This is a genomic window from Patulibacter ginsengiterrae, from assembly GCF_056269115.1.
In genome coordinates this window covers 40,395-62,015 of the sequence record NZ_JBWDOG010000012.1, presented here as the reverse complement: position 1 = coordinate 62,015, position 21,621 = coordinate 40,395, and the positions used below count along the sequence as shown (strand labels likewise).

18 protein-coding genes, 2 tRNA genes and 1 riboswitch are annotated in these 21,621 nt (G+C 74.3%); of the genes, 8 read left to right on the top strand and 12 right to left on the bottom strand.

The genetic code is table 11. The features are described 5' to 3' along the window. Positions 1-2: 2 nt before the first annotated feature. Positions 3-1,574 (top strand): metallophosphoesterase family protein, encoded by a 1,572-nt coding sequence (locus ACVUH9_RS15685; protein ID WP_475758538.1) that lies wholly within the window; start codon positions 3-5, stop codon positions 1,572-1,574. A 12-nt stretch (positions 1,575-1,586) separates the two neighbouring features. On the opposite strand, the gene ACVUH9_RS15680 is transcribed toward ACVUH9_RS15685, so the two are convergent. From ACVUH9_RS15680 to ACVUH9_RS15660, 5 genes are all read right to left on the bottom strand, one after another. Further along, on the bottom strand, positions 1,587-3,803 hold the full coding sequence (locus tag ACVUH9_RS15680) for a peptidoglycan DD-metalloendopeptidase family protein (protein WP_475758536.1): 2,217 nt from the start codon (positions 3,801-3,803) through the stop codon (positions 1,587-1,589). Between the two features lie 5 nt (positions 3,804-3,808). Then, a riboswitch (cyclic di-AMP (ydaO/yuaA leader) is annotated at positions 3,809-3,962 on the bottom strand. Between the two features lie 365 nt (positions 3,963-4,327). Further along, the gene (locus tag ACVUH9_RS15675) at positions 4,328-5,524 is read right to left on the bottom strand and encodes an ABC transporter permease (protein WP_475758534.1); all 1,197 of its coding nucleotides are present in this window, start codon (positions 5,522-5,524) and stop codon (positions 4,328-4,330) included. Next, on the bottom strand, positions 5,521-6,204 hold the full coding sequence (locus tag ACVUH9_RS15670) for an ABC transporter ATP-binding protein (protein WP_475758532.1): 684 nt from the start codon (positions 6,202-6,204) through the stop codon (positions 5,521-5,523). The genes ACVUH9_RS15675 and ACVUH9_RS15670 overlap by 4 nt, the downstream gene beginning before the upstream one ends. Next, positions 6,194-7,459: a peptidoglycan-binding protein gene (locus tag ACVUH9_RS15665; RefSeq protein WP_475758530.1), complete on the bottom strand. Its 1,266-nt coding sequence runs from the start codon at positions 7,457-7,459 to the stop codon at positions 6,194-6,196. Before ACVUH9_RS15665 ends, ACVUH9_RS15670 begins: the two co-directional genes overlap by 11 nt. Continuing rightward, on the bottom strand, positions 7,456-7,983 hold the full coding sequence (locus ACVUH9_RS15660; RefSeq protein WP_475758528.1) for a hypothetical protein: 528 nt from the start codon (positions 7,981-7,983) through the stop codon (positions 7,456-7,458). Before ACVUH9_RS15660 ends, ACVUH9_RS15665 begins: the two co-directional genes overlap by 4 nt. 121 nt (positions 7,984-8,104) lie before the next feature. Between ACVUH9_RS15660 and ACVUH9_RS15655 the strand changes: the two genes are divergently transcribed. After that, positions 8,105-8,767, top strand: a complete 663-nt coding sequence (locus tag ACVUH9_RS15655; protein WP_475758526.1) for a response regulator transcription factor — start codon at positions 8,105-8,107, stop codon at positions 8,765-8,767. Beyond that, the gene (locus ACVUH9_RS15650) at positions 8,764-10,107 is read left to right on the top strand and encodes a sensor histidine kinase (RefSeq protein ID WP_475758524.1); all 1,344 of its coding nucleotides are present in this window, start codon (positions 8,764-8,766) and stop codon (positions 10,105-10,107) included. Before ACVUH9_RS15655 ends, ACVUH9_RS15650 begins: the two co-directional genes overlap by 4 nt. Positions 10,108-10,132: 25 nt before the next feature. Here the strand turns inward: ACVUH9_RS15650 and ACVUH9_RS15645 are convergent, their stop codons facing one another. Next, complete coding sequence (locus ACVUH9_RS15645; RefSeq protein WP_475758522.1) at positions 10,133-10,915, bottom strand: DUF427 domain-containing protein; 783 nt, start codon at positions 10,913-10,915, stop codon at positions 10,133-10,135. Between the two features lie 47 nt (positions 10,916-10,962). Continuing rightward, positions 10,963-11,418 (bottom strand): hypothetical protein, encoded by a 456-nt coding sequence (locus ACVUH9_RS15640; protein ID WP_475758520.1) that lies wholly within the window; start codon positions 11,416-11,418, stop codon positions 10,963-10,965. A 383-nt stretch (positions 11,419-11,801) separates the two neighbouring features. Between ACVUH9_RS15640 and ACVUH9_RS15635 the strand changes: the two genes are divergently transcribed. Next, positions 11,802-11,875: transfer RNA gene (locus ACVUH9_RS15635), tRNA-Arg, on the top strand. Between the two features lie 176 nt (positions 11,876-12,051). Here the strand turns inward: ACVUH9_RS15635 and ACVUH9_RS15630 are convergent. Next, complete coding sequence (locus tag ACVUH9_RS15630; protein ID WP_475758518.1) at positions 12,052-12,381, bottom strand: DUF5615 family PIN-like protein; 330 nt, start codon at positions 12,379-12,381, stop codon at positions 12,052-12,054. A 1-nt stretch (position 12,382) separates the two neighbouring features. Then, the gene (locus ACVUH9_RS15625) at positions 12,383-12,607 is read right to left on the bottom strand and encodes a DUF433 domain-containing protein (protein ID WP_475758516.1); all 225 of its coding nucleotides are present in this window, start codon (positions 12,605-12,607) and stop codon (positions 12,383-12,385) included. A 419-nt stretch (positions 12,608-13,026) separates the two neighbouring features. On the opposite strand from ACVUH9_RS15625, the gene ACVUH9_RS15620 reads away from it, so the two are divergent. Beyond that, a tRNA-Arg gene (locus ACVUH9_RS15620) sits at positions 13,027-13,100 on the top strand. 257 nt (positions 13,101-13,357) lie between these two features. Then, positions 13,358-17,014, top strand: coding sequence for a hypothetical protein (locus ACVUH9_RS15615; protein ID WP_475758514.1), 3,657 nt, complete (start codon positions 13,358-13,360; stop codon positions 17,012-17,014). 151 nt (positions 17,015-17,165) lie between these two features. Here the strand turns inward: ACVUH9_RS15615 and ilvA are convergent, their stop codons facing one another. Beyond that, the gene (gene ilvA / locus ACVUH9_RS15610; RefSeq protein ID WP_475758512.1) at positions 17,166-18,446 is read right to left on the bottom strand and encodes a threonine ammonia-lyase IlvA; all 1,281 of its coding nucleotides are present in this window, start codon (positions 18,444-18,446) and stop codon (positions 17,166-17,168) included. A 102-nt stretch (positions 18,447-18,548) separates the two neighbouring features. Here ilvA and ACVUH9_RS15605 point away from each other — a divergent pair, with 102 nt between their 5' ends. Continuing rightward, positions 18,549-19,160, top strand: coding sequence for an FMN-binding negative transcriptional regulator (locus ACVUH9_RS15605; RefSeq protein WP_475758510.1), 612 nt, complete (start codon positions 18,549-18,551; stop codon positions 19,158-19,160). A gap of 151 nt (positions 19,161-19,311) precedes the next feature. On the opposite strand, the gene ACVUH9_RS15600 is transcribed toward ACVUH9_RS15605, so the two are convergent. Together ACVUH9_RS15600 and ACVUH9_RS15595 are read right to left on the bottom strand one after the other, a co-directional pair. Next, a complete protein-coding gene (locus ACVUH9_RS15600) occupies positions 19,312-19,713 on the bottom strand; it encodes a nuclear transport factor 2 family protein (protein ID WP_475758508.1) in 402 nt (133 codons plus the stop codon). Positions 19,714-19,782: 69 nt separating this feature from the next. Beyond that, positions 19,783-20,157, bottom strand: coding sequence for a MerR family transcriptional regulator (locus tag ACVUH9_RS15595; protein ID WP_475758506.1), 375 nt, complete (start codon positions 20,155-20,157; stop codon positions 19,783-19,785). Between the two features lie 63 nt (positions 20,158-20,220). Between ACVUH9_RS15595 and ACVUH9_RS15590 the strand changes: the two genes are divergently transcribed. Then, positions 20,221-21,489 carry an MFS transporter gene (locus tag ACVUH9_RS15590; RefSeq protein WP_475758505.1) on the top strand — a complete coding sequence of 423 codons (1,269 nt, stop codon included), beginning with the start codon at positions 20,221-20,223 and terminating at the stop codon, positions 21,487-21,489. Positions 21,490-21,621 lie beyond the last annotated feature (132 nt).

Genomic DNA, 21,621 nt, shown 5'->3' with positions numbered 1-21,621 from the left:
GGGTGCGCAACGGTCACGAGCGCGTGGTACCCGGCGCGATCCCGGACGCGCTGGACCACAGGACTCCCGCGGGCGACCGACGCGCCCGCAACGTCCGCTGCCGGGCCGGAGCGCTCACGCTGCTGGCGCTGGTCACGTTGGCCGTCGGGGTCCTCGTCGGGCGCGGGGACGGCGACTCCGGTTCCGCGACGGCCTCCGGGAGCGGGTCGACGCTCGTCGCCACGATCGGCGATCCGACCGGCAGCGGCATCCTGACGCGGGGCCCCGCGGCCCCGCTGCGCGACCGCACCGAGCTGCTCGGCGGCGGTCGGGCGCCGGCCCCGGGCACGACGTTGGCGACCGTCGCCCAGCTGACCGACAGCCACGTGCGCGACACCGCCTCCCCCGCGCGGATCCCGTTCCTCGACCGGCTCGGCCCACCCTTCACCCCCGTCTTCCGGCCCCAGGAGCCGCTGACGCTGGCGGTGCTGGCTGCGGCCACCCGCTCGGTCGCCGCGCTGCGGCCCGACCTGACCGTGGTCACCGGCGACCTCGCCGACAACGACCAGCAGAACGAGCTCGACGCCGCGATCGCGGTCCTGCGCGGCGGCCGGGTGCGGCCATTCGACGCTCGCCTGCTCCAGGGCGCGAGCAACCCCGACCCGTTCTACTACCGGCCCGACGTCGATCCCCCGCGCGTTCCGGGGCTGCTGGAGCGCGCCGCGCGGCCGTTCGTCGCCCCCGGTCTGCCGGGGCCGGTCGCGGTCGTGCCCGGCAACCACGACCTGCTGGTCGGCGGCGAGGTGCTCGCGACCCCGGCCCTCCAGGCGGTCGCGATCGGCGGCCGGCGGCTGGTCGCCCCCGATCCCGCCTTCGCCCGCACGATCCCGCGCGAGGGGGCCGCGGCCCAGGCGGCGGTCCACCGGCTGCTGGCGTCCGGCCGCCTCCCCGGCACCACCGCGCCGGTCCGCGCCGACCCGTCGCGGCGGCTGCTCGACGCCCGGGCGGTCGTCGCCCGTCTGCACGCCGCCGGCCTCGCCGACGACCGCGACGGGCGGGCCGACAGCGTCCGCGATCTCGGCTCCGGGGTGCGGGTGGTCCTGCTCGACGACGTCCCCCGCGGCGGGGCCGACGTCGGCGCGGTCGATCCCGCCCAGCAGGCGTTCCTCGATCGGGCGCTGACCACCGCCGGCTCCCGCTGGATCCTGGTCGGCTTCCACGACCCGCTCGCCCGGACCGCCAACGGGCGCGCGATCCGGGCGCGGCTGGCCCGTGCCCCCCGGGTCCTGGCCACGATCGGCGGCGACACCCACCGCGACCGGATCGCGCCGGTGCCGACCCCGGCCGGCGGCTACTGGAGCCTGACCACGACCGCGCTCGCCGACTGGCCGCAGCAGGGACGCGCGCTGCGGGTCCGGGCGACCGCCGGCGGCGGCGCGGTGCTCGAGACCTGGAAGCTCGACACCGCCCCGGATCCGCTCGCCGACCGCGCCCGTGAGCTGGCCTACCTCGACGCGCAGGGCGGCCGGCCGGGCGGCAACGGCGGGACCGCGCGGGACCGCAACGTGCGGCTGTTCAAGCCGCCGCTGCGGTGAACGGCGCCCCGCTCAGCCGGCGTCGCCGGACGACTCGGAGCCGGTGTCGGCGGCCGCGCCGTCGTCAGAGGACGACCCCGCGCTGACGTCGGCAGCCGGCGTCTCGTCGGGCGTCGGCGCGCTGCTCGTGTCCGCCGCCGGGGCCTCCTCCGCGGCAGGCTCGGCGCTCGCCTCGGGGGTGGGCTCGGGGGTCGGCTCCGGATCCGGTGCCGGGGCCTCGGCGACCGGGGCCTCCTCCGCGACGGGCTCGGGGGTGGGCTCGGGATCCGGTGCCGGAGCCTCGGCGACCGGGGCCTCCTCCGCGGCGGGCTCGGCGCTCGCCTCCGGGGTCGGCTCCGGATCCGGTGCGGGAGCCTCGGCGACCGGCTCCGGATCGGGGCTGGCCGTCTCGCTCGCCGGGGCCTGCTCGGCCTCCGTCGACGGCTCGCTGCTCGCGGCCTCGGCGGTCGCCTCAGTCGCGGAGGTCTCCTCCGTGGCCGGGGCCTCGCTGACCGGAGCCTGCTCGGTCGTCGTGGCCTCGGGCGCGGCGGTCTCGGCCGTCGATGCGGATTCGCCGGCCGACGTCTCAGGCGTGGCCGCCGCGGTCGACTCGACCGGTGCGCTGGTCGTCGCCGGGGCCTGCTCGGGTGCGGCCGACTGCTCCGCAACCGGGGTCGGGGCCTGCTCCGGAGCCGGCTCGACCGGGACCGCAGCCGGGGTCGCAACTGCTTCGGGCGCCGCCGCGACGGCGGCGCCGGCCTGGGCCGACGCCGTCCCGACGCTGGCCCCGCTGGTCGACAGGCTGCTGCTGCGGGACGTGGCCTTGGCCTTCGTCGTCGCCTTCGTCGTCTTCGTGACCTTCTTCGCCGTCGTGGCCAGCGACCGGGTCGAGGCGCTCGCCTTGCCCGCACCGCTGTAGTAGGGCGCCGGGTTGATCGCCTTGCCGTTGCGGCGGACCTCGAAGTGGAGGTGCGGACCGGACGTCCGACCGGTCATCCCGACGTAGCCGACGACGTCGCCGGCCTTGACCTTGGCGCCCTTCTGGACCGCGTTGCGCGACATGTGGGCGTAACACGTCTGGAGACCGTTGGCGTGATCGACGCAGACCAGGTTGCCGTAGCCACTCTGGCTGCCCGAGAACGCGACGGTCCCGGCCGCGTACGACTTGATCGCCGTCCCGATCGGCGCAGCGATGTCCATCCCCGCGTGGATCCGGCCGCCGCGCGGACCGTACGGCGAGCTCATCGTCCCGCTGATCGGCTTGGCCGTGCCCGAATCCGACGTGCCCGTGTCGGGCTCCGGGGTCGGGGTCAGCGCCGGGGCCGGCGCCGAAGCGCCGCCGGCCGAGGACGAGCCGGAGGAGGAGGACGAGCCGGAGGAGGACGAGCCGGAGGAGCTGCCCGCGGCCGCCGACGCGTCGCCGGCCGCACCGTCGCCGGTCGCGCTGCCGTTGTCGCTCGTGGCGGAGCCCGGGTCGGTCGTGGCGTCGCCGCCCTCGTCCGCCCCCGTGGACACCTGGGTGGTGCGCGCGGAGGTCGTCTCGGCGCCGCCCTGTCCGCTCCCGGCTGCCGCGGTCCGGTCGCTGGCGGCCTTCGCCCCGACCAGCACCAGGTCCTGGCTGCCGTCGGTGCGGGTCTTGGCCGAGACCACCTTCAGCTTCGGCACGCTGCCGTTGCCGGAGAGCGAGACCCCGCGGGTCGTCGCGCCCTGGGTCGCGAGCAGCGCGGTCCAGGTCTCCGGACCGACGACCCCGTCGACGACCAGCTGACGCTGGCGCTGGAAGCGCTCGACGGCGCTCTGGGTCCGGCCGCCGTAGGTGCCGTCGACGGTGATCCCGAGCCGGCCCTGGACGTTGCGGACGTCCTCGCCGGTCGCCCCGGCGGCCAGCATCGCGTGCGAGCGCGCGTCGTCGCTGACGGCGGCGAAGCTCGCGGTCACGCCGGCGCCGGTGGACCCGTCGTCGGTCGTCGTCGCGGTGTCGCCGCTGCTCGCGGCAGAGGCGCTGCTAGCGATCGGCGCGGCGCTACCGCCGACCATCGCCACGCTCATCGCCATCGCCATCTTGCGACGGCGACGGTCGCGGGCGCGCTGGACGGGGACGCTGATCCGACGCTCGCTCGCCCAGGCGGTCGAGCGCTGCCAGATCGACGGATCGGCCAGGTCCCGACCACTGACGCCAGTGGTGTACGGGAAAGATCGCACGAGCGGCGACGCGTCGCCGACCCCGTGATCACGGTGCTGTCCGGACATACCGGCTACCTCCTGTTGGAGGCCTACGAGGTGAGCTGACGGGCTCGCGCTTCAGGAGTTGCGCTACGCCGGTACCGGCGATTCGCCCCGGCGACCTTCCGGCCGCAAGTGGTTCCCCCGCCCCCGCGCATCTGACGCAGGGCTCGGCCTTGTACTCCGCAGAACACCGTAGCGAACGCCCACCGTCGGCGGCGCCGGTGGGTTATGTCGCCCTGCCCGGGGCGCGCGAGGAGGGGTGCAGGGAGGGGTCGGGCGGAGGCCCGTGACGAGGCGGAGGTCGGACCGAGCGGAGGTCGGACGGAGGCGCAGGGCGACCGGCGCCGCTCCGCGATGTGTTCGCCACCGTGGAGGTGGACAACACATCGCGCTCCCAGCGCCACCCCCGCCGGCCTCCGCCGCGCGCCCGACCGGCGGACCTCGGCCACCCCCGCGCGCCCGCCGGCCACCCGGCCCACCTCGCCCCCGCCTCCGCCGGCCACCCCGCCCGGCCCCGGCCCCGGCCCCCACCCACCGACCTCCCCCACCTACGCGCTCCGCAGCGCCTCGGTCGGCGGCAGGCGTGCCGCCCGCAGCGCCGGATAGGCCCCGGCGATCGCGCCGATCGCGACCGACGCCCCGACCCCGGCCGCCAGCGCGTCGACCGGGATCACGATCCCCCAGCCGCGACTGACCGCGAAGGCGACCGTTCCCGCCGCCCCCAGTGCGCTCCCGGCGAGGCCGCCGAGCAGCGACAGCAGCAGTGACTCGCAGACGAACTGGACGGCGATATGGCGACGGGTCGCCCCGATCGCTCGTCGCAGGCCGATCTCGCCCCGGCGCTCGAGCACCGAGATCACCATCACGTTGGCGATCCCGACCCCGCCGACGAGCAGCGCGACCGCCCCGAGCCCGAGGAACAGCCCCGTGAACGCGCTCTTGGCCTCGGCCCGGGCCGCGATCGCGTCGGACGGCCGACTGATCTGGACCTCGTCCGGTGCCTGCGGCTTGACCGACGGCGCCAGCAGCTCCCGAACCTGCGCGACGTCGTCGGCGACGGTCCGGACGTAGACCGTCGTCGGCGATCGCACCACGCGCGTGAAGGTCCGCGCGAACGGATAGCCGATCAGCGCGGTCGCGTCGAGGGCGGGATCGAGCAGGACCGGTCGCATGATCCCGACGACCGTCAGCCAGCGGTCGGCGGCGTAGACCTGGGCGCCGGGCGCCGTCACCCCCAGCCGACGCGCGGCGGTCACGCCGAGCACCACCGACGGCGTGCGCGCGCTGGCCGGGTCGAGGAACCGACCCGCCGCCAGGTCGACGCCGAGCGTCCGGGCCAGGTTCGGATCCGCCGCCGCGACCGCGAGCCCACCGGTGTCGGTGCTCGGGACGTAGGGCGAGCTGCGGACGACCGCGTCGTCGATCAGGGCGACGGCCGACGCGCCGGTCACGCTCTCGATCCCGGCCGCACCGGCCCGCGCGGTCGACGGCAGCCGCGCCTCGCTCCCGAACATGTCCTGCCCCGGCTGCACCGTGAGCAGGTTGGTGCCGATCCGGTCCAGCCGCGCGAGCAGGTTCGCCTGGCTCGACGCGCTGAGGCCGAGGATCGTCACGATCGCCGCGATCCCGATCGCGATCCCGAGCCCCGCCAACGCGGTCCGCAGCCGCCGGCTGCGCAGGCCCTCGGTACCGACGCGGAGGACGTCGAGCGGCCGCAGCCGCGAGCCCTCGGTGACGACGCTCATCGCCGCTCGTCCCCGACGATCCGGCCGTCGCGGATCTCGACCTGCCGCGGCATCGCCCCGGCCAGCTCGCGATCGTGGGTGATCACGACCACGGTCGTCCCGCGCTCGTGCAGCTCGCGCAGGAGCGCCACGATCCGCTCGCCGGAGCGGGTGTCGAGGTTGCCGGTCGGCTCGTCGGCGAAGACGATGCTCGGCCGCGCGAGCAGCGCGCGGGCGATCGCCACCCGTTGGCGCTCACCGCCGGAGAGCTCGTTGGCCCGGTGGCTGGTCCGGTGCCCGAGGCCGACGTCAGCCAGGGCCGCGGCGGCTCGCCGTCGCCGCTCGCGGCGCACGACCCCGGCGTAGAGCAGTCCCTGGGCGACGTTGTCGGTCGCGCTGATCCCGGGCAGCAGGTGGAACTGCTGGAACACGAAGCCGATCTCTCGCGCGCGGAGACCGGCCAGCTGGCGGTCGCGCATCGTGGTCACGTCGTGGCCGGCGATCCGGACCGTGCCGCTGGTCGGCCGGTCGAGCGTCCCCATCACGTGCAGCAGCGTCGACTTGCCCGAGCCCGACGGGCCGACGATCGCCAGCAGCTCGCCGCGGCCGACGGTCAGGTCGAGCCGGTCGAGCACCGTCGTGTCGCCGCCGTAGGTCTTGGTCACGCCGCACAGGAGCAGCAGCTCGTCGTCATGCGACATCCGGCACCGCCACCCGGTCGCCCTCGTGGACTCCGGGCCCGGAGACCTCGGCGAGGCCATCGGAGAACATCCCGACGCGGACCGGCACGACCGTGGTCGTGGCCCCGCGGACCACGCGTAGCGCGTACTCCCCGCCACGGTGTGCGACCAGCGCGGTCACGGGGACCGCGAGCGCCCGCCGCCGGATCTCGCGCGTGAGCGCAACGCTGACCGGCGCGTGGTCGAGCCGCCCGGCGGCCTCCGAGCTCCGCAGCCGCACGAGCACGTCCAGCTTCGCCTTCTCCTCGCCCGAGCCGCCGCCCGCCCCGCCTCCGCCGCCGTCGCCGCTCCCGCTCGAGGTGACCGGGCCGACGTCGACGATCCGGCCGCCGACGGTCCGCTGGTTCGGCAGCGTCACGGTGACGCGCGCCCCGCGCCGGGCGAGCTGCTGCTTGGCCGCGTCGAGCGGGACCCGGACCAGCCGCACCGTCGAGGTCGCCTCCAGGACGGTGGTGCCGTCGCCGAGCGGGACGCCGACGGCCGCCTCGACCGACGCGATCCGGCGCGCGCCGTCGGCGAAGACCACCTCGCCGAGCACGACCCCGCCGGTCTCCGCCCGATCCGTGGCTCGCTGCCAGCGGCGGACGGCGTCGGCGGTCCCGCTGCTGAAGACCCCGTCGACGGTGAGCGGGCCGTAGCCGAGCGCGGCCAGGTTCAGCTGGAGCTGCCGGACGTCGCGCCCGCGCAGGCCCGCACGGAGCGTCCGCCAGGCGGGGATAGTGCCGTACAGCAGCCGGACCGGGCGCTGGTCGACGCGGTAGAGCACGCCCCCGCGCCGGACGACGTCTCCGACGGCGGCGGTCTCGGTCAGGGTGCCGGAGCCGGACGTTCCGCCCCCACGCCCGTTGCCGGCTCCCTGGCCCTCGTTCGATCCGTCGCCCGACGAGCCGGAGCCGGAGCCACCGGCCCCGGAGCCCCCTCCGGACCCCGAGCCCGAACCGCCGGTTCCGGACCCCGAACCGCCGTCGCCCGACCCCAGACTCGGGGACCCGGCCCGGTGGACCAGCGCGACCGCCTCCCCGTAGCCGTAGGTCCCGCCGACGATCTCGCTCTCGCGCAGCGTCCGCCGCTCGACCGTCGCCGTGCTCGAGGGCGCGCCGGCCTGGGCCTCCGCGCCCGGTCGCCCGGACCCCGGCCAGAGCACGATCGTCGCCGTCGCCGCGATCGCGACGACCAGCGCCAGCGCGACCGCCCGCCGACGTGCCCGCCGGCTCACTGGCTCGGCGCCGCCGTCGGCGCCGCCATCGTCACGCGGCCGCCCGGTCCGCCGCAGGCCTTGATCGCGGCCTTGAAGGTCGGCGACTCGGGATCGATGTCGATCATCTTGGTCGCGCCGCTCGCCGTCGGATCGGGCATGTCGACGCCGTGCTCGCGCATGCACTTGGCGGTCTTGATCGCCTCGTCGGTCGCCGCCTGCTTCTCCTCCGCGCTCATCGCCGGCGCCTTCGGCGCGAGCTTCTCGCAGGCCTTGAACGCCCCGTCGACCGGCGCGGCGCCCTCGGCGTCCGCCCCGCGCACCACGCTCATCTGGTTGCCGTCGGCGCTGACCTTCGGGTCGGGCATGTCGACGCCGTGCTCGCGCATGCACTTGGCGAACTTGATCGCCTGGGCCTGGACCGCGGCGCCCTTGTCCTTCGGCGGGTCGTCGTCTCCGCTGCCGCCGCAGCCGGTGGCGGCGACGAGCGCGGTGGTGGTCAGGAGCAGGGTCAGGCCGTGACGGAGCCTGGTGGAACGGGACATCTCGGTCCTCCGGAATCGGGGTACGGACGCCGACCGTAGGCCCGCTCCCCTAACACGACCGTCACAGGCCGCCGCGACCATACGTGGGTGTTATGCGGCCATCGCTTGAATGACCTCCCGTATGCGCGTACTGCTCGTCGAGGACCAGCGCGATCTCGCGACCCTGGTCGCCAAGGGCCTGCGGGGACGCGGGTTCGCCGTCGACGTGGCCGCCGACGGCGCCGTGGCGCTGGCCAAGGCGGGAGCGGTCGACTACGACGTCGTCGTGCTCGACCGCGACCTGCCAGAGGTCCACGGCGACGAGGTCTGCCGGCGGCTCCGCGACGGCGATCGTGCGTGGCCGGGCAAGATCCTGATGCTGACCGCCTCGGGCAGCATCGACGACCGCGTCGACGGCCTCCGGCTCGGTGCCGACGACTACCTGCCCAAGCCGTTCGCGTTCCGCGAGCTGGTCGCGCGGCTGGAGGCGCTGGCCCGCCGCTCGGGGCCGTACCGCCCGCCGCTGATCGCGCACGCCGGGATCGAGCTCGATCCCGCGGCCCGCTCCGTCCGTCGCGAGGGCATCCCGGTCGACCTCAACAACAAGGAGTTCGGCGTACTCGAGGTCCTGCTCGGTCGTCCCGGCGACCCGATCAGCTCCGAGACGTTGCTGGAGCGGGTCTGGGACGAGCACACCGACCCGTTCACCAACACCGTCCGCGTGACCGTCATGCGGCTGCGGCGCAAGCTCGGCGAGCCGGACCCGATCGAGACCGTCGTCGGCGTCGGCTACCGGATCGCATGAGCGGCGTCCTGCGCTGGCGCCGCTCGCGGCACTCGGTCCGCTCGCGGCTGGCGACCCGCTACGCGATCGTCGCCTTCGTCACCGGAGCCCTGCTGCTGAGCTTCGCCTACGTGGTGATCCGCCACGAGCTGACCCCGAAGGCGACCCCGCGGTACCTGACCACCCGCGGCTTCGCGCCGACCGAGAACGCCGCCGGGACCGCTCGCCCCGACGCCATGTTCCAGATGGCCCCGGTCTCGCCGCTCTCCGGCGAGGCGCTCGCCGACGTGCTCTCGACCCCCGCAGCGACCGTCGAGCCGCTGCCCGGGATCGCGGCGCTGCCGGCGCTGCCGGCCGTCGAGCTGGCGCGCACGACCGCCACCCGCGACGTCGCGGTCAAGGTCCTCCAGGCGGTCCAGGTCCGCGACCAGCAGGTCCTCCGCAACGTCCTGCTCGCGCTCGGCGCGGCGCTGCTGCTGGTGACGCTGATCTCCGCCTGGATCGGCTGGCTGCTCGCCGGGCGCGCACTGGCTCCGGTCGCCCGGATCACCGCGGCGGCCCGCGGGGTCACCGAGCGCAACCTCCACGAGCGGATCGCCCTCGGCGGCCCGCGCGACGAGCTGCGGGAGCTGGCCGACACCTTCGACGGGATGCTCGACAAGCTCGACGTCGCGTTCGAGAGCGAACGACGGTTCGTGGCGAACGCCTCGCACGAGCTGCGGACCCCGCTGGCCGTCGTCCGGACCGCGATCGACGTCGCCGAGGACGGCGGTCCGCTCGACGACGAGACCCGCACGATGGTCGCCGCGATCCGCCGCGCGCTGACCCGCGCCGAGCAGCTGGTCGATCGGCTGCTGACCCTCGCCCGCAGCGACCGTGGGATCGAGACCGCCGTCCCGGTGCCGCTCGGGCGGATCGTCGCCGAGACCGTCGAGGAGCGGCTCGGCGGCGGACGCGCGGGCGACCTCGCGGTCACGGTCGAGCAGCGCAACGTCGATGACCTGACGGTCAGCGGCGACGCCGTCCTGCTCGGCACGTTGGTCGGCAACCTGCTCGACAACGCCGTCCTCTACAACCGGGCCGCCGGACGGCTGTGGGTGACCGTCGGTCACGACCGCGACCGCGACGGCTGGCTGCTGCTGCGGGTCGAGAACGACGGGCCGCTGCCCCCGATCGAGCAGCCCGAGGCGCTGCTGCGCCCGTTCCAGCGGGCCGCGGGCCGGACCGGGCACGGCGGCTTCGGCCTCGGCCTCTCGATCGTCGACTCGATCGCCCGCGCCCACGGCGGAACCGTCCTGCTGACTGCCCGGCCCGAGGGCGGACTGGTCGTCGAGGTCCGGCTGCCGCGGGCGTCCGGCTAGAGGGTCGATTGCGCGGATTCGCGGATCAGCAGAAGTGGACCTCGACGCCGTCCTTGCTGTCGTCGAAGGCCCAGTGGCCCTGGATCGCGGACACCTCGGCCAGCGGCAGCTCGTAGCTCCAGGCGACGTCGCTGATGCCGGCGACCGTCCAGTACGACGCCTCGCCCTTGTAGGGGCAGACCGTCCGCAGCCCGGAGCCGGGGCCGGCCGGGATCTGGAGCGCGACCGCGGGCAGGTACGGGCGCGGAGCCAGCCCGGTCTCGGCGACCAGCTTGGCGTGACCGGAGCGGGCGACCAGCTGGCCCCAGATCCGGACCTCGACCGGGCGCGTGGCGGTGAAGACGTCGACTCGGTGGTACGGGTCCTTGGGGCCGCCGACGACCCGCTCCTCCTCCACGAACCAGGCGTCGACGTGGGCGGGGTCGGGCGCGGCGAGGCCCCGCAGCCACGAGGCCTCGGTGAGCGGTCGCTCGTAGGCCCAGACCGCGTCGGCCACCGAGCCCCCGCTGGCCTGGACGTTCCAGTAGGAGGCGTCGCCCTTGAACGGGCAGTGGGTCGAGGTGCCGCTGCGCTCGAAGAGGTCGCGGCGGAAGTCCGCCAGCGGGGCGTAGACGCGGGGCGGGATCCCGGTCTCGTAGAGCAGCTGCGCACGGAACGTGTCGAGCACCATCATGCCGCCGATCGCCGCGCGCACCTGCAGCCCGTACGGCTGGAGGAAGAGGCGGTGGGCCGGACTCGCCGCCTCGATGTCGAAGTTGAAGCGTCCGTCGGTGCGGCCCAGCGGCCCGGTTCCCAGGGTGAGGCTCATGCCCCAGCCTGACACGCGGACCGCGCGCCGGGGAGGCGATCTGCGGGTCAGGCGGCGACGCCGGCCAGGACCGGGGCGGCCGGGGCCTGCTGCTGGTCGTCCTCGAGCTCGCGGGCGCGCCATTCGGAGCGGCGCTGCTCGGCGGCGGTGACCGCCTCGTGGAGCAGCGCGAACTCCTGGGTCGGCATCGAGACCATCGTGTCGTGGGCGGGCGTCGCGGCGACCACGGTCGGCTGCCCGTGCGAGGCGCCGTAGCGCAGGGTCAGCGAGATCGCGATCGAGCAGAGCACGACGGTGCCGAGGTTGGCCACGCCGAGGAACGTCGCGCCGAGGCCGACGAGGTTGACGTAGGCCATGCAGAGATTGGTGATCGCCCCCATCATCCAGCCGACCGGGCTCTGGCCGGCGGCGGAACGGGTGCGGAGCATGCGGCTGATCTGGGGCAGGTTGGCCCCGATCCCGAAGGCGATGGCCACAGCAGAGAAGACGGAAACGAGAAACATAGACGGCACGGGGGAAGTGGTGTTCAGGCATGGGTCGACGACGGGGCGGTGTCGCCGCACCGCACTGATCGCCGACAGTGCGCGTGCGGAAGCACGACGACGACCCGCGCGCCACCGACGTCTGCCGGTGCGAGCGGGTCGCAGGTCCCTCCGGGCTTCGCCAGCAGTTGCCGGTCGCCGCGCCCAAAGGGCAACCCCTTCGCTTCATTCAATGTAGCGAGAGCCAAGCGCTCCGCAAGGGGGTCGGGATGTGGACGTGGTCACACGAGCCGGAACGCCCCTTGGCAACGGGCGTTGCGGCCTCCCGCGAGGGCACAGTCGGCCGCCCGCGTGGCGGCTCTCACGACGGCGCGCACCGCCGGTCGCTAAGCTGCTCCTTCGTTGCGCCCGTAGCTCAGCTGGATAGAGCGTCGGTCTACGGAACCGAAGGTCAAAGGTTCGAATCCTTTCGGGCGCGTGACGAAAAGCCTCCATCCGGAGGCTTTTCTCGTTTCTGGGCTGTCTCGGTCCGGGACTGCCTCGTTCTGGGGCCGTCCCGATCCGGGGTGGCCCGTTCTGGGCCGTGCGGCCGACAACGGCCGACGGGCGAGTGCCCGTATCACGCCCTCGTGTCGTGGAGTACGCCTCTCCGGGCTACCGAAGCTCGATCAGCCGGTGCCCCGCATCGACCATCGCGACGATCCGGTCGATCAACGGGTCGAACCACTCGACCAGAGCGTGCTTGCGCGTGTTCCCGACCCGAACCCAGACCACGACGGGAGCCGGATCGCCGAGCAGCACCATGTCGGAGAAGTCCTCGTCCTTCGTGACGAGCACCGCACCGTGCTCCACCGCGTAGGCCCAGAGCTCGCGATCAGGAGCGTCGCCCCGGGTGACGTCGGTGACGTGCTCAGCGTGGTGTCCGTGTGCGGCGAGCAGCCGCGCCAGCGCGGGCGGCAGCTGGGCGTCGACGAGGAACCGCACCCTACGCGGCGATCACGATCGCGTGATCGGCCTGCGCAGCGGCGTACTGGAGGCACGCGCCGATGTCATCACGCGTGAGGTACGGGTAGTCCTCGAGGATCTCGCCCTCGGACGCGCCCGCCGCAAGCAACGACAGCACGTCGGACACGCGCATCCGCGTGCCCCGCACCACGGGACGGCCATGCACGACGTCGCCGTCGACCGTGATGCGCTCCAGAAGGGACATGCCCCCAGGATAGAGGCCACCGACACGACAAACCAGCGGTCCACGGGCATCGGCTTGATGAACCGGCGGCTACGGGACCGAGGGTCAAAGGTGCGAGTCCTTTCGGGCGTGTCACGAAGATCTCCTCACGGAGGCCTTTCTCGTTTCTGCGACTCCTGCGCAGCGGCGGATGCGGCCAGCGCGTGGTCGACCGTGCGGCGCAGGAAGCGGTGCACCTCAGGGCCTGCATCCGGGCCGTGGACCGCGACGATCTCGATCGCCTGGCGACGCGGGGAGGCCGACCGGTCGACGACGAGGCCGCCGTCGAGGTGCCTCGCTGCGCCGCCCGCCCCCGGCCCGACCAACCCGACGGCAGGTCGCCCGTCGCGCCGGCGCCGCTTCGCCTACCATGGACGGGCAGCGCGCAGTTCGCGCAGCCCGCGCCCGTAGCTCAGCTGGATAGAGCGTCGGTCTACGGAACCGAAGGTCAAAGGTTCGAATCCTTTCGGGCGCGTGACGAAAAGCCTCCATCCGGAGGCTTTTCTCGTTTCCGGGGCCGACTCCGCGAGGCCGTCGGCAGCGGACGGCCGGCGCCACCACGGCGAGACGCACGCGCTCGTCGCGGTCCTCGAGATCGCCGAGCTCGCCCGTGAAGTCCCGGCGAGAGACCTGTTCCATGTACCGTGTCCGCCCTGGCGGGATACACCGTCCATGCTCGTAGGGGAGACGACGGTGCAACCAGTGTTCGCAGGTGTGTGGCGCAGTATCCGGATGTGGAGCGTCTTGGCGTTGGGCTTGGTCCTGCTCACCGGCGCCATCGGCGGCGTCACGGCCGGCACGGCGGCGGCCGCCCCGATTGCCGGGGCGGCGCAGGACGGGCGCATCACCACCGGCAACCTCCACACGTGCGCGATCAAGACCGACGGCACCCCGGCCTGCTGGGGGAGCAACGCCTGGGGGCAGACCGCGATCCCGGCCGGCACCGGCACCGTCACCCAGATCGCCGCCGGGCAGTTCCACACGTGCGCGGTCAAGACGGACGGCACCCCGACCTGCTGGGGCCGGAACGAGGCCGGGCAGAGCAGCGTCCCGGCCGGCACCGGCACGGTCATCCAGATCTCCGCCGGCCTGTACCACACGTGCGCGGTCAAGACCGACGGCACCCCGACCTGCTGGGGCCGGAACGACGAAGGCCAGGGCACGATCCCGGCCGGCACCGGCACCGTCACCCAGATCTCCACCGGCACCTTCTTCACGTGCGCGGTCAAGACGGACGGCACCCCCACCTGCTGGGGCATGAACGACGTCGGGCAGACCGGGATCCCGGCCGGCACCGGCACCGTCACCCAGATCTCCGCCGGCGCCTTCCACGCATGCGCGGTCAAGGCGAACGGCACCCCCACCTGCTGGGGCCTGGACGACCTGGGGCAGCGCACGATCCCGAACGGCATTGGCACCGTCACCCAGATCTCCACCGGCAATTACCGCACGTGCGCCATCAAGACCGACGGCATACCCACCTGCTGGGGCTACGGCACCTCGGGGCAGAGCACCGGCCCGGCCGGCACCGGCGCCGTCACCCAGATCTCCGCCGGCCTGTACCACACGTGCGCGGTCAAGACCAACGGCACCCCTACCTGCTGGGGCGGGAACGACGAAGGCCAGAGCGCGGTCCCCACCAGCCTCGGGACGGTCGCGCTCCCGCAGATCAGCGCCGGTGGCCAGGGGTCGTGCGCGATCAAGGCCAGCGGCCTGCCGGGCTGCTGGGGCTCGCTCGGTGTCCCCGCCGGCACCCCGGCTCTCACGCAGATCGCCGCCGGCGCGCGCTTCGCGTGCGCGATCCAGGTCGGCGGCACCGCCCGCTGCTGGGGGTCGAACGAAGCCGGCGCGACGGACATACCGACCGGCCTCGGCCTGATCCGGCAGATTGCCGCGGGCCCGTTCCACGGCTGCGCGATCCAGGCGGACGGCACCCCCGTCTGCTGGGGGTCGAACTTCGGCGGGCAGCTCAACATCCCCATCGGGATCGGCGCCGTCACCAAGATCGCCGCCGGGCAGTACAACACGTGCGCGATCAAGGCGGACGGCACCCCCATCTGCTGGGGCCAGAACAGCGAGGGACAGAACACGATCCCCACCGGGATCGGCGCCGTCACCGAGATCGCCGTCGGCTACCAACACGTCTGCGCGGTGCAGGCCGACGGCGCTCCCGTCTGCTGGGGCGACACGGCCAGTGGCGGCACCGCGATCCCGGCCGGCATCGGCCCCGTCACCCAGATCGGCGCCGGTTCGAGCCGGTCGTGCGCGCTCCAGGCCGACGGGACGCCGGTCTGCTGGGGCGACCACAGCGCGGTCCCGGCCGGCACCGGCACCGTCACCAAGCTGTCCACCGGTTCCGACCACACCTGTGCGGTCCAGGTCGCCGGCGCGATCGTCTGTTGGGGATACGACGGCTACCAGCAGCTCGGCGGCACGCCGACGATCACCAGCCCAGACCCGGGCGCGACCATCGGACCGGGCGCGTACACGCACACCTTCACCGCCGGCCCGGCCGCCCGCCCCACCGCGCGCTTCTTCGTCAGCGCCGGCTCGCTGCCTCCCGGCCTGACCCTCGACGGCGCGACCGGCGGGCTGTCCGGCGCCCCGATCACCAGCGGCGACTACACCGCGACGGTCACCGCCACCAACGACCTCTTCGGGCCCAACGACACGCAGACGTTCACGCTCCACGTCGACGTGACCCCGCCGGCCGTGCCCGGCGGCCTGGCGACCACGCCCGCGTCACCGAGCCGCTCGCTCACGCCCCTCGTCACCGGCACCGCCGAGGCCAACTCGACGGTCGACCTGTACGACAACGCGACCTGCACCGGCACCCCGCTCGCGTCGGGCTCGGCCGCTGCTCTCGGGGACCCCGGCCTGACGATCACCGTTCCGGCGGACACGACCACCACGGTCCACGCAACCGCGACCGACGATCTCGGAAACGTCTCGGCGTGCTCCACGAGCACCGTCACCTACGTCAACGACCGGACCGCCCCCGTCGCGCCCAGTGACCTGGCGACGACGCCGGCCCCCCGGGGCCGTTCGCTCACGCCCCTCGCCACCGGGACCGCCGAGGCCGGCTCGACGGTCGACCTGTACGACAACGCGACCTGCACGGGCACGCCACTGGCGTCGGGCTCGGCCGCCGGCTACGCGGACCCCGGCCTGACGATCACCGTTCCGGCGGACGCGACGACCACCGTCCACGCGACCGCGACCGACGCGGCCGGCAACACGTCCGCCTGCTCGACGAGCAGCGTCACCTACGTCAACGACCGTACCCCGCCGGCCGTGCCCGGCGGCCTGGCTACCACGCCCGGCTCCCCGAGCCGCTCGCTCACGCCCCTCGTCACCGGGATCGCCGAGGCGGGCTCCACCGTCGACCTGTACGACAACGCGACCTGCACCGGCACCCCGCTCGCGTCGGGCTCGGCCTCCGACCTCGCGTCGCCCGGCCTGACGATCACGGTTCCGGCGGACACGACCACCACCGTCCACGCAACCGCGGCGGACGATCTCGGAAACGTCTCCGCCTGCTCGACGAGCACCGTCACCTACGTCAACGACCGGACCGCCCCCCTCGCGCCCAGTGACCTGGCGACGACGCCCGCCTCGCCGTCGGCGAGCACCGATCCCCACGTGAAGGGCACCGCCGAGGCGGGCGCCACCGTCACGTTGTACGCCAACGCGACGTGCACCGGCACGCCGCTGGCCAGCGGGGACGCGAGCAGGTTCGCCGCGCCGGGCCTGGCGATCACCGTCGCCGCCGACGCGACGACGACCGTCCACGCGAACGCCACCGACGCGGCCGGCAACATCTCGCCGTGCTCGTCCCGCCTGACGTACCGCAACGAGCAGCCGCGGCCGCAGCCGCAACCCGAGCCCGTGGTGCCGCCCGCCCCGCGAGCACCGGAGCCGCGGCCCGAGCCTGCGCCGGCAGCGAAGGTCACCGCTCTCACGAGCAACGCCACCTGCATCGGCACCGGCCGCCGCGCGCGCAAGGACATCACGGTCCGCTATCGCACCAACCAGGCCGCGACGACGACGTTCACGCTCCAGCGCCGCACCGCCCCCAAGACGGCGACGTACACCCGCTGCCCAGGCCCGCAACCGGTCGGCGACGGCGGCGAGCAGCCCATCTACGTCACCGCCACCTCGACGCGGGCCGCCACCCGCGCCGCGCGCACCCGCGCCGCGAGGCCACTCGTGCTCACCCGCACCCAGACGGCCGGCGCGCACACCCTCAGGCTCCTGCGCGATCTGCAGGCCACGCGCCTCGCCCCCGGCCGCTACCGGCTGCGCGTCGCGCCCGTCTCCACCACCGGCGTGCCCGGCCCGGTGGCCACCCTCTACCTCTGGGTCCTCGCGCCACCCAAGGCCCGGTAGCCACGCTGGCCCTCGTCTCCGCTCTCGCGCGAAGGCGAAGGCCTCTCGCCGCGCGCTGGACGGGATTGCCGCGGACCGCGTCGCCGGGCAGGGCGCGGGACCGGCGGCTCGCCGCGTCGCCCGGGCGCGTTAGCGAGCCCGCGCGCGCAGCTCAGATCAGGAACCGGAACGCCGCGCTGCTCGGGTCGACCGGCTCGATGTGGAGCGGCGACTCGGCCATCCGTGCGAGCAGGGCCGGGAAGTCGTCGGCGCGGGCGATCTCGATCCCGACCAGCGCCGGCCCGGTCTCGCGGCTGTTGCGCTTGACGTACTCGAAGAGGGTGATGTCCTCGTCCGGACCGAGCACCTCGTCGAGGAACCGCCGGAGCGCGCCCGGCTCCTGGGGGAAGTCGACGAGGAAGTAGTGCTTGACGCCGCCGTGGATCAGGGCGCGCTCGAGGATCTCGCCGTAGCGGCTGACGTCGTTGTTGCCACCGGACAGCACGCAGACCGTGACCGTGCCCGGCGTCGGCGCCACCGAGCGGCCGATCGCGCTGCTCGCGAGCGCCCCCGCCGGCTCGGCGATGATGCCGTCCGTCTGGTAGAGCGCGAGCATCTCCTCGCAGACGGCGCCCGTCTCCACGGCGACCATCCGCACGCCGCTCTCCTGCACGATCGAGAAGGGGCTCGCCCCCACCGTCCGCACCGCCGCGCCGTCGACGAACCCGTCGAGCTCGGCGAGCGTCACCGGCGCCCCCGCCTCCAGCGCCGCGGCCATGCTGGCGGCGCCGGCCGGCTCGACGCCGACCACCTCGACCTCGGGGTGACGATCGTGGAGCCACGCCAGCGTGCCGGCCAGCAGCCCGCCGCCGCCTACGGGAACGACGACCCGGTCGGGCACCCGCCCGAGCTGCTCGACGATCTCGCGCACGACCGTGCCCTGCCCCGCGACCGTCCGCGGGTCGTCGAAGGCCGGCACGAGGTGGGCGCCCGTACGCGCCGCGTCGGCCGTGGCCGCCGCGGAGGCCGCGTCGTAGGTGTCGCCCTCGACCGCGATCTCGATCCAGCTCCCGCCGATCGCCGCGATCCGGTCGCGCTTCTGACGCGGGGTCGTCCGCGGGAGGTAGACGCGGCCGGGCACCCGCAGCGCGGCGCAGGCATAGGCGACGCCCTGGGCGTGGTTGCCGGCGCTGGCGCAGACCACGCCCGCCGATACGTCCTCGAGCTGCGCCATCAGGTTGTACGCCCCGCGCAGCTTGTACGAGCGGACCGGCTGGAGGTCCTCGCGCTTCAGCCAGACCTCCCCGCCCGCGATCTCCGACAGTCGGGCGTTGCGCTCCAGCGGAGTTCGCACGACGACGCCCTCGAGACGCGCGGCCGCCGCGTCGACCTGTGCCGCGCCCGGCCGGGCCGCGGCCGCAGAGACCGCCCGCGAGTGTGGAGAGTCGCTCATGCCTGTATGCCTATCGCTTCCGCCTGTGACAACGTCGTAACAGAACGATAGTCCAACGTCACGGCGGGCGTGGCCGTCGGGGCCGGACGCGATACTGCCCGCATGCGGCACTCCCCCGACCACGCGGTCACCGATCCGGCCGTAGTGCGCAGCCTGATCGCCGAGCACCCGTGGGCGACGCTCGTCAGCCACGGCGACGACGGGCTGATCGCCACCCACTGCCCGGTGCTGCTCGACGACCGCGGCGACGAGCTGGCCGTCGTCACCCACCTCGGCCGCCCCGACGACCTCCAGCACGACCTCGCGGGCGGCGAGCTGCTGCTGATCGTCAGCGGGCCGCACGGCTACGTGTCGCCCAGCTGGTACGTCGAGGACGACACCCCGGCGCCGACCTGGAACTTCAGCGTCGCCCACTGCTACGGCGTGCCGGAGGTGCTCGATCCCGACGAGAACCTGCGCGTCCTGACCCGCCTGGTCGAGCACTTCGAGCAGCACGTCGAGCGCCCGGTCCTGCTCGACCAGGAGTTCGGCGCGCTGCTCGCCAAGGGCACGGTCGGGATCCGGCTGCCGATCGCCCGCTTCGTCTGCAAGGTCAAGATGAGCGCGAACAAGAAGCCCGAGAGCCAACAGCAGGTGCTCGCCGCCCTCCGCGCCCCCGGCCCCTACCGCAACCCGACGCTGGCCGACGAGATGGAGCGGGCGCTCGGCGACTGAGGGCGGGGACGCCGCGGGCGGATTGCCGTTCGCGGGCAACGGCAATCCGCATCAGTCCCCAGCCGTCCCCACCCCGATGCAGCATGCCGTTCGCCGGCAACGGCAATCCGCATCGGTCGCCCGCTGCGCGCCCAGCGGCCCACCCGAGGGCTCAGGCCCCCGCGTCGCCCTGCAGCTCCTGCTGGACGGCGGCGAACTCGACCGCCATCCGCTCGGCCAGCGCCTTGGCCGCCGAGAGCGGACGGACCATCACGGTGAACCGGTCGATCAGGCCGTCCTCGCGGGTGTGCAGGAAGTCGACGCCCTGGAGGTCGAGGTCGTTGACCCGGGCCGCGAAGACGAGCGCGTGGTCGTCCGCGTCCTCGGCACCGATCTCGACCTCGTAGCGGAAGTCCTCGAAGACCCGCGAGACCCCGAGCAGGATCCCCGAGACGAGGTCCCGCCCCTGGTAGGGCTTGAAGGCGACCGGGCTGTGGAAGACGACGTCCTCGGCCAGCATCGCGTGGATGGCCTCGAAGTCCTGGGCCTCGACGGCCGCGCGGAAGGGATGCATGCGGTGATCCTTGCGCAGACGGCCGCTCGTGGGGTGAAAAACGGCGTCGTGCCGGCCGGGGGTGGTCGCTCAGCCGGCCGTCCCGTCGCGGACGACCGCCGCCGCGAGGTACGCGTCGATCGCGTCGCGGTTCCGCGTCAGGCACTGCACGCGGCGGGCCATCGCGTCGCGCTCGCGCCGCAGCCGATCCATCATCTCCGGGTCCACGTACGGCGGATGCAGCGCCTCGGGGCGGTCGAGGCAGGGCAGCATGTCGCGGATGATGGCGGTCGGCAGGCCCGCGTCGAGCAGCCCGCGGATCTGCGCGATCAGATCGACGGCCTCCGCGCAGTAGTCGCGGTAGCCGTTGGCGTCGCGCCCCGGGGCGATCAGCCGCTGCTCCTCGTAGTAGCGCAGCAACCGCCGCGACACGCCGGTCGCCTCCGCCAGCTCACCGATCCTCATGTGACGCACCGCACATCCGGCCTCCTTGACCTTCACACCGATGTGAGGGCTGACCATAGCGTCATGGACCACTCGCCCCTCGAAGCCCCGCTCCCGCGAGCGGAGCGTCCGTCCCCCGCGCCGTCGCCCCGGCAAGCGGGACGGCTCCCGCTCCCAGGCCTGATCGCGCTCGCCGCCGCCGCGTTCATCACGATCCTGACCGAAGCGCTGCCGGCCGGCCTGCTGCCGGAGATGAGCGCCGACCTCGGCGTCTCCGAGGCCCGGATCGGAATGCTCGTCACCGTCTACGCGGTCGGCTCGGCGATCACCGCGATCCCCCTGACCGCCCTGACCCGCGGCGTGCCCCGGCGCAGGCTGCTGATCGGCACGATCCTCGGCTTCGCCGTCGCCAATGCCGTCACCACGCTCTCGCACGACTACGCGCTGACGATCGCCGCCCGGCTGGTGGCCGGCGTCGCCGCGGGACTGTTGTGGGCGCTGCTCGCCGGCTACGCGATGCGGATGGTCGCGCCGGAGGCCAAGGGACGCGCGCTCGCCGTCGCCATGGCCGGCGCGCCCGTCGCCCTGTCGGCCGGCATCCCGGCGGCCACGCTGCTCGGGCAGCTCTCCGACTGGCGCGTCGCCTTCGGCGCCATGAGCGCTGCCGCGCTCGTGCTGATCGCGTGGTTGCTGCGCACCGTCCCGCCGTTCCCGGGCGAGGCCGGAGACCGCCGTCTGCCGATCCGCCGGGTCCTCGCGCTCCCCGGACTCGCGCCGGTCCTGCTCGCGACAGGCGCCTTCGTGCTCGCCCACAACCTCCTCTACACCTACATCGCGCCGCTGCTGGAGCTCGACGGCAACGCCGATCGCGTCAGCCTGGTCCTGTTCGTCTTCGGCTTCGTCTCGCTCGCGGGCGTCGCGCTCGCCGCCCGCCACGTCGATCACCGCCTGCGCACGCTGGTGCTCGCCGCGACGGCGCTGTTCGCCGGCTCCCTGCTGCTGCTCGGCACCGCCGGCTCGAGCTTCCCGATGGCGCTGCTCGCAGCCGCCGGCTGGGGTCTCGCCTTCGGCGGCGCCGGGACGTTCTTCCAGGCCGCCTCGGCGAACGCCGCCGGCCCGACCGCCGACGTCGCCCAATCGATGGTCGTCACGGTCTGGAACGTCGCGATCGCGATCGGGGCCCTGCTCGGCGGGGCCGTCGTCGACAGCGCCGGTCCGCGGTCCCTGCCGTGGGTGGCGCTCGCGTTCGCGCTGGCTGCGCTGCTGGTCGTCTGGTCCGCTCGCCGGCACGGCTTCCCTTCGACCGAGCCCACACAGGATGTGGTCCCCGAGGCCGTCCGGATCCCGGCCTGAGGCGGGTGAGTCCCGGCCGGGATGGCGGCGCGCACCCCGGCGCGAGCGGGCGGTGCGAGCCCCCGGCGCGCGTGGGCGGCGCGAGCGGGCGGCGCGAGTAGCGGTGCGCGTGGGCGGCGCAAGTAGCGGTGC